At 60.6% G+C, this 9809-nt stretch carries 11 protein-coding genes; 1 reads left to right on the plus strand and 10 read right to left on the minus strand.

Going from position 1 to position 9809, the window contains the following annotated elements; all coding sequences use genetic code 11:
- The 4 genes from ABSG20_RS21440 to ABSG20_RS21455 form a co-directional block, all read right to left on the minus strand.
- Positions 1-250 (minus strand): hypothetical protein (locus tag ABSG20_RS21440; RefSeq protein WP_423866514.1); only part of this gene is annotated, 250 nt, incomplete at its 3' end.
- The gene (locus ABSG20_RS21445) at positions 247-1107 is read right to left on the minus strand and encodes a hypothetical protein (protein ID WP_423866515.1); all 861 of its coding nucleotides are present in this window, start codon (positions 1105-1107) and stop codon (positions 247-249) included. The genes ABSG20_RS21440 and ABSG20_RS21445, both read right to left, overlap by 4 nt.
- Positions 1100-1960: an MbnB/TglH/ChrH family RiPP precursor modification enzyme gene (locus ABSG20_RS21450; protein WP_423866516.1), complete on the minus strand. Its 861-nt coding sequence runs from the start codon at positions 1958-1960 to the stop codon at positions 1100-1102. Before ABSG20_RS21450 ends, ABSG20_RS21445 begins: the two co-directional genes overlap by 8 nt.
- A 3-nt stretch (positions 1961-1963) precedes the next feature.
- On the minus strand, positions 1964-2173 hold the full coding sequence (locus ABSG20_RS21455) for an ApyA family aminopyruvatide-related RiPP (protein ID WP_423866517.1): 210 nt from the start codon (positions 2171-2173) through the stop codon (positions 1964-1966).
- 415 nt (positions 2174-2588) lie between these two features.
- On the opposite strand from ABSG20_RS21455, the gene ABSG20_RS21460 reads away from it, so the two are divergent.
- Entirely contained in the window at positions 2589-3389 is an 801-nt protein-coding gene (locus tag ABSG20_RS21460; RefSeq protein WP_423866518.1) for a tetratricopeptide repeat protein, read from the plus strand.
- Positions 3390-3694: 305 nt separating this feature from the next.
- Here ABSG20_RS21460 and ABSG20_RS21465 read toward each other — a convergent pair whose 3' ends face one another.
- From ABSG20_RS21465 to ABSG20_RS21490, 6 genes are all read right to left on the minus strand, one after another.
- A complete protein-coding gene (locus tag ABSG20_RS21465) occupies positions 3695-4669 on the minus strand; it encodes a type II secretion system F family protein (RefSeq protein WP_423866519.1) in 975 nt (324 codons plus the stop codon).
- A gap of 10 nt (positions 4670-4679) precedes the next feature.
- Entirely contained in the window at positions 4680-5654 is a 975-nt protein-coding gene (locus ABSG20_RS21470) for a type II secretion system F family protein (RefSeq protein ID WP_423866520.1), read from the minus strand.
- A complete protein-coding gene (locus ABSG20_RS21475; protein ID WP_423866521.1) occupies positions 5651-7123 on the minus strand; it encodes a TadA family conjugal transfer-associated ATPase in 1473 nt (490 codons plus the stop codon). Before ABSG20_RS21475 ends, ABSG20_RS21470 begins: the two co-directional genes overlap by 4 nt.
- A 22-nt stretch (positions 7124-7145) precedes the next feature.
- Entirely contained in the window at positions 7146-8414 is a 1269-nt protein-coding gene (locus ABSG20_RS21480; RefSeq protein ID WP_423866522.1) for a CpaE/TadZ family protein, read from the minus strand.
- The gene (locus tag ABSG20_RS21485) at positions 8411-9148 is read right to left on the minus strand and encodes a CpaD family pilus assembly protein (RefSeq protein WP_423866523.1); all 738 of its coding nucleotides are present in this window, start codon (positions 9146-9148) and stop codon (positions 8411-8413) included. Before ABSG20_RS21485 ends, ABSG20_RS21480 begins: the two co-directional genes overlap by 4 nt.
- A gap of 21 nt (positions 9149-9169) precedes the next feature.
- Positions 9170-9809, minus strand: a 640-nt coding sequence (locus ABSG20_RS21490) for a type II and III secretion system protein family protein (protein ID WP_423866524.1), incomplete at its 5' end; no start/stop codon positions are given.

Below are 9809 nucleotides of genomic sequence, written 5' to 3' on the forward strand. Positions count from 1 at the left end.
CCAAGGAAGTGAAGCCTACGGCATCGGGCTCCAGAGCCAGTATCGCAGCTGCAATATTCCTATAAAGGAAGCGGTCCATCGCAAGATTGCCGCGACAGATTTCAACCTTCGGATCGAATAGGAGGCCGTCATGGCCGGCCGCCTCCAAAACTGAAATAAGCGAGATCAGGCCGAGGTGAGGTTGCAGAATATATCGCCTGATCCCTTCGGCATCCTCGAACAGCAGATTATCGACGAAGACGACCCTCATTTTGACGCTCCCAGGCTGATACTGATCAAACCGGCATTCACCGCCTGCTCAAAAAAGTCCCTGAATGTTCTTGGTTTGGCCGCGGCGGTAATCCGTGCGCGGGCTGCGGTGATCACGGCGCGAACGGTTCGGCGGCCGTCTATCAGGGAGAGCATGAGCGCGGTGAGTTCATCGGTTTCGAAGCATCTTATCCCGCCGCCGTCAGCCGCCGCTTTCAGGAGAAACAGCCTCGAATTGCCTCCAACGTACTCTGTGAAAGTGCCGTCCAGAATGCAGTTCACCAGCTGGCCGGGGTCGCAACCAAACCATCCGAGGTTGTGGACGCCCGACAAGACAGGAATATGCCTTTGAAAAGCCGGCCATGACAGATCAGCAGGCGTAACCGTTAGCCGTTCAGGCGTCACGTTGGAATCGCCGGCGCGAGACTTCAGCCCCGATGCCAGGTATTCGTATCGGACCACGCAGGCCAAAGCGGCGAATTGCGGCTTGGCTCGGGAATAGTCCAATACGAAGGCGACAAATCGGCCGAGCTGATCGGCACGCGATTGCGCGCGTGTTGAAAACTGGATAGGGCGAAACAGGCCAAAAAGATCCAGCTCGATTCCATATCGCTTGAGCAGAGTTAGCGTCGCCGGAAGCGTATCCCACAAGTGATTGTGTTGAACCTTGCCTATGAATCCAGAGAACGTCTTGATTCGGCGAAGATCGAGTTTTCTGAGTTCGGATAGTAGTTGGGCGGACAGTAAATAAGGGGCAACCGCTCGATCGGGGTCGGTTGCCAAAGTTTCGAGGAAGGGTGGGTCGACAAGGCACCGCGACAGGATTTCTTGAATTTGTATGCCGCTGTCGTCATGCATTGGTTTCTTGGAGCAGCGCTCTGACCCTCTGCAATTCGTCTTTGAGAAGCGAATGAGGAAATCGCGACGACCAGTTATATTCAAGCGTGACGGCACGAGGTCGGGCGATCTTTAGCAGATGCGCCAGCATTTCATGCACCAGCTTCGGAGCCGCGCATGAATGGTCGTCCCAGCTGCCGTCCGCTCGTTCATCAATTCCGGACAGATGCACTTCGACCACTTTGGAAAGCGGAAGCTCCTCGAGCTCGACCAGCGGATCATAGCCAATCAGCCTGGAACTTAGATAAAAATGGGAGAGATCCAGCAACAACCCGACGTCTATACGCTCTGAAATGGCGGCGATGAACTTGGATTGGCTCAGCGTGCTGCCCGGCGATTCGAAATAGATTGGTGAGTTCTCGATCAGCAGAGGGGTTTGAAGTCGTCCGCCGTACCTCTCGATCGATTTTGCGATTCGTTCGACGGCGGCCTCATTCATCACAGGACCCACGGTGTAGCCGATATTGTAGGGCTCCCCAGGGGCGTATTCCTCGGGGATCGGGCCGGCTTCGGTCCGCTTCGACGTAATATACGCCAAGTGTTCGCCGAGCCAGGGAGTGCGGGTTTTTGCAATCCAGTACGCAATTTGCGAAAGCGTTTGCTCGCTGCAAGCCACCGAGCCGGCAAGGGAAAGGCTGGCGCAATGAAGCAAAATCGGGAAATCGATATGCTCGATCGTATCGGGAGCATGCCGCAACAGCTCGAATGGAACTTCGAGGTAGTCGACCTCTTCCCTGTTGGCTTCAGCGAACCGAAGTACGGTTGAACTGTAGGCCAGTCCGACCGATGGCTTTTCTCTGGGCGCCGGCTTCACGGGTCAATCGATTTGTTTGCCGTTGTCCAGAAGCTGTGGCAGCTTGGTTACGCTATGCTCGTTCACAGAAAAGGTTATCTTTCCATTTTTCTCGAGACATCGTTTGGCTTGGCGCTTTGCCGCGGCATCGAGCGTGATGACGATCGCGTGCTCCGTAAAGACAACGTCACCGGTCTTGCCGGATGTCTTCTTGGAAACTGACTTCTTTGCCATAATGATCCTCCCGTAAAAACACGCAGCATAACGACTTTGCGGAGAATGACAATCAGGGGTAGCAGATTATTTTGATGCTGAGATGCTAAAACTGGCGGTGGAGCTTCCTGGCCGGACGCGATTCGAGCAGGGAGGCATGAGGTGGTTCTTGTTTGCCGGTTTGGAAATATGGGGGTGTCAATCGGCGGGACCGAATGGCCGCCATGGGTCCCACTATCAAAACACATAATGCGAAGCTCGAAGCGGTGAACGCGACGGAGCTGATCTGAAAGATTCGGTGCGGACTGAGGTGACCGCCCGCCGCATGCCGGCCGGCTTGCGGCGGGCGACCATTAACTGGACGTTAGCGTTAACAGACTATTGCTGGCGCGTTCGGCCCGATCAATTCGGCCGCTATTCGTGAGTTCAAGGTGCCATGCGTAAGCCATCCAGTCCTGCCCGGCTTCTTGCGTCCGCGGCCCTGACGGCAATCTTGGCCGCCGGGCTTGGCGGTTGCCAGACCGTGTCCGACATCACGGGATCGCTGAAGCCGACCGCCGAGGCCAGCGCCGATCCACGCGGCGCCGTCGAAGCCTATGGCGAGCGCTACCGCGCCAATCCCGCGGATGCCGACATCGCACTGGCCTTCGGCCAGGCGCTCCGCGCCTCCGGTCAGCGCTCCCAGGCCGCCGCGGTGCTCGAACAAGCCAGCATCGCTCATCCCGGCAACAAGGCGCTGCTCGCCGCTTACGGAAGGGCGCTCGCCGATAATGGCAATTTCCAGCAGGCGTTCGATGTCCTCAGCCGCGCCCATTCACCTGATAATCCCGACTGGCGAATCCTGTCGGTGCAGGGAACCGCGCTGGACCAGCTCGGTCGGCATGACGAGGCGCGCCGCTATTACGCAAGCGCCTTGAAGATCGTGCCCGACGAGCCGTCGGTGCTGTCGAATCTCGGGCTATCCTATATGCTTTCCAGGGATCTGCCGAAGGCCGAAGAAACGCTTCGGCGGGCTTACGCCAGCACCAAGGCGGATGCGAGGGTGCGGCAGAATCTGGGTCTGGTAGTCGGGCTGCAGGGCCGCTTTGCGGAAGCCGAAAGCATCGTGAAGGCCGATCTGCCACCGCAGGAGGCGGCGGCGAATGTCGCCTACCTGAAAGAGATTCTGAGCCGCAAGGACAATCCGCGCGCCGGCGCCGGAACGATCCCGGTAGCCTCGCTCAACCGCCCGGACTGACCGCCCGTGTCCGGCTGCATCGCCACGCACCGGCGTCATCACACGGCTTGACCGGGTGACCCCGTATTCCAGAGCATTTCGCGATTGACTTGAGAAGCCGCGGCGTACTGGATCGCCCGGTCAAGCCTGGTCAAGCCGGGCGACGACAGTTATGGCGATCACTGGCGCGGGGTGGCGTGGCAGACTCCGCGGCCTCTCGGTTTATCGCGAATTCTCTGGAATACTGGGTCGCCCGGTCAAGCCGGGCGATGACAGCATCAAAACGTTTCGAGCAGGCCAACTACCAGTCACCTGAGCGGATGCGCTCACTGCATCGCCGCGACCTTGATGCCGGTCGGTCCGAGGATGACGACAAACAAGACCGGCAGGAAGAACAGAATCATCGGCACCGTCAGCTTCGGCGGCAGCGCCGCCGCCTTCTTCTCGGCCTCGTTCATGCGCATGTCGCGGTTTTCCTGCGCCATTACTCGCAAGCTCTGTGCCAGCGGAGTTCCGTAGCGTTCCGACTGCTGCAAAGCCAGACAGACCGATTTCACGCCATCGAGCCCGGTGCGCTTCGCCAGGTTTTCGTAAGCCACCTTGCGGTCCTGCAAGTAAGACAGTTCAGCGGTGGTCAGGGTGAATTCCTCCGACAGCGCAATCGACTGGCCTACGATTTCGGTGCTGACCTTGCGGAAGGCTATTTCAATCGACATGCCCGATTCGACGCAGATCAGCAGCAGATCGAGCGCATCCGGAAATGCGCGCTTGATCGAGAGCTGGCGCTTCGAGATGGCGTTTTTGAGGAACAGCATCGGCCCCTGCAAGCCGCCATAGGCCGCAGCGATGCATATGCCGATCTTGAACACGGCCGACTTCTCCAGATGCCCGATCACGAAAACATAGAGCGCCGCCGCGACGAAAAACACGATCGGCGTCACCAGCCGGAAGAACAGGAATGTCATGTAAGGCGCCTGCCCGCGATAGCCGGCCTGGGTGAGTTTTTCGCGCGCAGCCTCCTGGGCCAGCCATTTGCCGAGGTTGAAGTCCTCAACCACCTTGGAGACCAGCTGCTTCGGCGACTGCCGCAGCGACACCTTTTCGGACTTGGCCAGGCGATCGCGCTCCCGTTGCCGGATCCGCTCGCGCTCGCTGGCCACCGCCTTCATGCGCTTCTCCAGGCCTTCGCCCGCGAACAGCGGCATGATCAACGTATAGGCCGTCGCGCTCACGGCGATGGCGGCAAGCATCATGGTCATGAAGTGCGGGTCGTGGATTTTGGTGATCAGAAGATCAAACATTGCTGCACCCTCAGAAGTCGAAATTGATCATTTTCTTCATTACCAGGATGCCGATCGACATCCAGATCAAGCAGCCGAGCAGCATCAATTGGCCGGTCGAGTGCGTCCACAGCAGCGATATGTATTCAGGGGTCGAGAGGTAGACGAGCAGCATGACAATGGGCGGCAGTGAGCCGATGATGGCGGCGGATGCCTTGGCTTCCATCGACATTGCCTGAATCTTCTCTGCCATTTTCTTGCGGTCGCGCAGCACCTTGGACAGGTTGCCCAAAGCCTCGGACAGGTTACCTCCGGACTTCTGCTGGATCGCGACCACGATGCCGAAGAAGTTGGCCTCGGGTAACGGCATGCGTTCGAACAGACGCGCGCAGGCATCGCTGAGCGGCATGCCGATCGCCTGGGTCTCAATGATGGCGAGGAATTCGCCCTTGAGCGGCTCCGGCGAATCGGCGGCGACGACCTTGATCGACTCAAATAGTGGCAGGCCCGCCTTGATGCCGCGAACAATGACGTCCACCGCGTCCGGCAGCGCCTTGAGGAATTTCTTTTCCCGGCGGTTCTTGAGATAACTCAGTCCCCAGCGCGGCAGACCAAAACCGGCGGCGATTGCGAGGCCGGTTGCCCCAAGCGGTCCGCCGCCAAGCACCATCGTCACGGCGAAGGCGATCACCGCAAGAACGCCGGACACGATCATGAATTTCTGGGTTGACCAGTTCAGTCCGGCCTGCGTCAGACGGGTGGTCAGCGCGATCTTCTTTTCCCGCGCCCGGCGCGATTCGAGTTCCTTCAGGGTTCCCTCGACCTGTTCGCGGCGCGAGCGCTGGTTTCTGTCGACCTGTCGGGCGGCGGGCTCCGGCTTGGCGACGGACGCGCGGCGGTTCTCGGCCTTTTTCTCGCCCGACAGCAGGGGATAGATAAATACCCATGCCAGACCGCCGATGGCGGCAGCCGCGAGAAAGCCCAGCGCAAGCGTTTGCATCTTCATGACCGGCTCCCCTCCTCGGGGGCTTCGGCGGCGTCGAGGGCGGCGGCAAGCCGCTTCTCTTCGCCGTAATATCGCGCCCGATCCCAGAAGCGTGGTCGTCCGATGCCGGTAGAGCGGTGCCGGCCGACAATATTGCCGTCGGCGTCCTCGCCGACCAGGTCATAAAGGAACAGGTCCTGGGTTATGATGGTGTCGCCTTCCATCCCCAGCACCTCGGTGATGTGCGTGATACGCCGCGAACCGTCACGCAGCCGCGCGGCCTGGATGACAACGTCGATCGAGGCGCAGATCATCTCGCGGATGGTCCGCGACGGCAGCGAAAATCCACCCATCGTGATCATAGATTCGCAGCGCGACAGGGCTTCGCGGGGATTGTTGGCGTGCAGCGTGCCCATCGATCCGTCATGACCGGTGTTCATGGCCTGCAGCAGGTCGAACGCCTCCGGCCCACGGACTTCGCCGACGATGATGCGTTCAGGGCGCATGCGCAGGCAGTTCCGGACCAGTTCGCGCATGGTGATCTGGCCTTCGCCCTCGATGTTGGGCGGACGGGTTTCCAGCCGCACCACATGCGGCTGCTGCAGCTGGAGCTCCGCGGCGTCTTCGCAGGTGATGACGCGTTCCTCGTCGTCGATGTATTGCGTGAGACAATTCAACAGCGTCGTCTTGCCGGAGCCGGTACCGCCCGAGATCAGCACGTTGGCCCGGCAGCGCCCGATAATCTTCAGAATCTCGGCGCCTTCCAGCGAGATCGCGCCAAATTTGACCAGCTGGTCCAGGGTCAGCTTGTCTTTCTTGAATTTGCGGATCGTTAATACCGGGCCATCAAGCGCCAGCGGCGGTACGATGGCGTTGACACGCGAGCCATCGGCGAGGCGCGCGTCGCAGATCGGCGACGATTCATCGACGCGCCGCCCAACCTGGCTGACGATACGCTGACAGATGTTGAGCAGCTGCTGATTATCGCGAAAGCGGATGCCGGTCTTCTGAATACGGCCCGAGACTTCAATGAAAACCGCGCCGGCACCGTTGACCATGATGTCGGAGATATCGTCGCGCGCCAACAGCGGTTCAAGCGGACCGTACCCGAGAACGTCGTTGCAGATGTCGTCGAGCAGCTCTTCCTGCTCGGCGATCGACATCACGATATTCTTGATCGCGATAATCTCGTTGACGATATCGCGAATTTCCTCGCGCGCCGACTCGGTATCGAGTTTGGCGAGCTGGGTGAGGTCGATTGCCTCGATCAAGGCGCCGAAGATGGTCGCCTTGACCTGATAATAGCTGTCGGACCGCCGCGTTTCGGTCGTGACCACGGGTGGTTTGGCCGGCGCCAGCGGCGGCGAAGAAACCGTCGGCGGCGCCGCGCTGCGCGAAACAGTAGGCGCCGCGCCACTGGACGGCTCCGGCCCAGCGGCGGGTTTTATCGCCCGCGAATCGTTCTCTGTTCCGCTACGCTTACCAAACACGACGATACTCCATGCGGGTGGCCTACTTTGCCCGCAGCTTATCGAATAGGGGCGACAGGAACGAACCCCGTGGCTTTTTGGTCTCGCCGCGGCCTGTCAGCCGTTGCGCGATCTGCAGAAATATCTCGGTGGCGCGATGGCTGGCGGAGATTTCGGCGATCATCTGGCCGTTATTGGCCGCCGCGCCAAACATCTGCGGGTCGAAGGGAATCGATGCGATCGGCTCGCTCTCGATGGCCTTGGCAAACTCGTTGGCCTTGATCTCCGGCCGCTTCGGCATCCCGACCTGGTTGAGGCAATAAAGCGGTATTCGGTCGTTGGGCCGCGAGGCCTTCAGCAGGTCGAAGATGTTCTTGGCGTTGCGCAGATTGGCGAGATCGGGCGCCGCGACGATCAGAATATCGTCCGCCCCCACCAGGGCGCGCTTGCTCCACCCCGACCATAGATGCGGAACGTCGAGCACGATGCATGGCATGGTCGTGCGAAGCGTGTCGAAGATCGAGTCGAAGGCGTCGGCGCCAAAATCATATACCCGCTCCAGCGTCGCCGGCGCCGCCAGCAGGCTGAGGTGGTCGGTACATTTGGAGAGCAGACGATCGATGAACGCGGTATCGACGCGATCGGGCGAGAACACCGCGTCGGCGATGCCTTGCGGCGGGTCCTGATTGTAGTCGAGGCCGGCGGTGCCGAACGCGAGGTCGAGATCGGCGACAACGGAATCCAGCGCGAGATCGCGCGCGATGGCCCAGGCGACGTTGTGGGCAACGGTGGATGATCCGACGCCGCCCTTTGCTCCGACGACGGCGATGATCCGGCCTACGGCTCTGGCTTCCGGCGCCGAGAACAGACCGCAGATCGAACGCACCACGTCGAGCGGACTGACCGGAGCAATCATATAGTCGCTGACGCCGCGGCGCACCAGTTCGCGATAAAGCCCGACATCGTTGACGCGGCCGATCACAACGACGCGGGTTCCGGCATCGCACACCGTTGCGAGTTGATCGAGACCGTTGAGGATCTCGTTGCGGCCTTCGGTTTCCAGCACGATCACATTCGGCGTCGGGGCGGTACGATAGGCCTCGATCGCCGCTGCCATGCCACCCATTTGAATCTTCAGATGGGTCTTGCCGAGGCGGCGGTCTTCTCCCGCCGATTGCGCGGCGGCGGCGGTTTCGACGGTCTCGCAAAAAGCCTGCACGGATACACGCGGCGCCGGGACGATATGATCGTCCAGGGGCGGTGCTGTGGCCTCCGGCCGCTCTTCGGGATTTTGACGGGCGTAGCTGATCATTTGCCGGTATCGCTGAGCTTGGCCTTTTCGGCCTCTGGATAGGTGGTCGCGGTCGTGGCACCGGTGCGATACTTCTCGAAGCCTTCGGTGCGTCGCTTGGTATAGGCCGGGGTTTCAGGCCGCGGCTGCACGAGGTCCGACGGGTTGTCGACCATCGCCGCCATGTTGCGCTGGTAGGCGCAGCCGAAATTGTAGTACGACTTGTTTTCGAGGTAGCTCTTGTTCTTGATCGAGGGGCCGAGATCCTCAGGCCACAGGCCGCAAGGCCCGGCAACCGCCGAGATCTTGGGATAGTTCAGCCGGATCGCTGCCATCTGGCGCGGGTCTTGCGGATGATAGCGGCGGACGACGATATCGTTCGGCGGAACGCCGGCCGCGGAGAGCAATGCCTGAATTTCCCGGAGCGAATCCGCCGCCGCCGCTGCGTTGGGCGTGCCGACCGGTACATCGGCGCTGATCGCGCCGGTTCCTTCACGGAGCCAGGTTTGCGCCAGTCCCAACACATCGGCGCGCTGTGCAGCGGAAAGCGCGCCACGCGCATGGCCGACGAAAATGACGACGGACTGGTCGGCTTCCTGAAGCGCGATCGGATGACGCAGGCGATAATCGTCAGGATAGCTCACGGCCGCCGTCTCAGCGGCATGCGTGCACGCTCCCAATACGAGGGAAAGGCTGAAAAGCGCTGCCGCGACGCGCAGCGCGCGCAACGGATGGACGGGTACTTTGGTTGTCATCGTTGTTGTCCTCGTCCCGTATCAGTCGGTAATGAAGCCATAGGTGCCGCGATAGTTCTGGGTCGGCTCGACGCGGCCGGGAACACCGTAGATGCGATTGATGCTGCCCAGGAGGTCAGCCTGCGGATCCGAGGCGTTGGCAAATCCATCGTCAGGACGCGACAGGTCTTTCTGCGCAACGGCGCGCACGATGTAGGGCGTCACCAGCACCATCAGCTCGGTCTGGCTGTTGACGTAATCCCGGCTGCGGAACAGCGATCCGAGAACCGGCAATTGTGAAAGGCCCGGTAAGCCGTTGATGGCCTGTTTGGTCTGCTCCTGGATCAGGCCCGCCATCGCCATCGCGCCGCCCGACGGAATTTCCAGCGTCGTTTCCGCGCGGCGGGTCTTGATCGAGGGGATTGTCACGGAATTCACCGTGTTGGCGGTGACCGCCTGCGACAGCGTGATCGAGTTGTCGTTCGACAATTCGGATACTTCGGTCATCACCCGCAGGCTGATCCGGCCCTCGGTCAGCACCACCGGCGTAAAGTTGAGGGAAATACCGAATTTCTTGAAACTGATCTGGGTCGTACAGACATGCGTGGTCGGATCGCAGGAATATCCGGCGGGGACCGGAAACTCGCCGCCGGCGATGAACGTCGCAGACTCGCCGGAAATT

The organism is Bradyrhizobium sp., from assembly GCF_049512235.1.
Classification (GTDB): domain Bacteria; phylum Pseudomonadota; class Alphaproteobacteria; order Rhizobiales; family Xanthobacteraceae; genus Bradyrhizobium.

What these genes read in the sequence shown, in the direction of transcription:
- ABSG20_RS21470 (WP_423866520.1), bottom strand. Translation starts at nt 5,654, where the DNA reads ATGAAGATGCAAACGCTTGCGCTGGGCTTTCTCGCGGCTGCCGCCATC.
- ABSG20_RS21455 (WP_423866517.1), bottom strand. Translation starts at nt 2,173, where the DNA reads ATGGCAAAGAAGTCAGTTTCCAAGAAGACATCCGGCAAGACCGGTGAC.
- ABSG20_RS21445 (WP_423866515.1), bottom strand. Translation starts at nt 1,107, where the DNA reads ATGCATGACGACAGCGGCATACAAATTCAAGAAATCCTGTCGCGGTGC.
- ABSG20_RS21465 (WP_423866519.1), bottom strand. Translation starts at nt 4,669, where the DNA reads ATGTTTGATCTTCTGATCACCAAAATCCACGACCCGCACTTCATGACC.
- ABSG20_RS21485 (WP_423866523.1), bottom strand. Translation starts at nt 9,148, where the DNA reads ATGACAACCAAAGTACCCGTCCATCCGTTGCGCGCGCTGCGCGTCGCG.
- ABSG20_RS21460 (WP_423866518.1), top strand. Translation starts at nt 2,589, where the DNA reads ATGCGTAAGCCATCCAGTCCTGCCCGGCTTCTTGCGTCCGCGGCCCTG.
- ABSG20_RS21480 (WP_423866522.1), bottom strand. Translation starts at nt 8,414, where the DNA reads ATGATCAGCTACGCCCGTCAAAATCCCGAAGAGCGGCCGGAGGCCACA.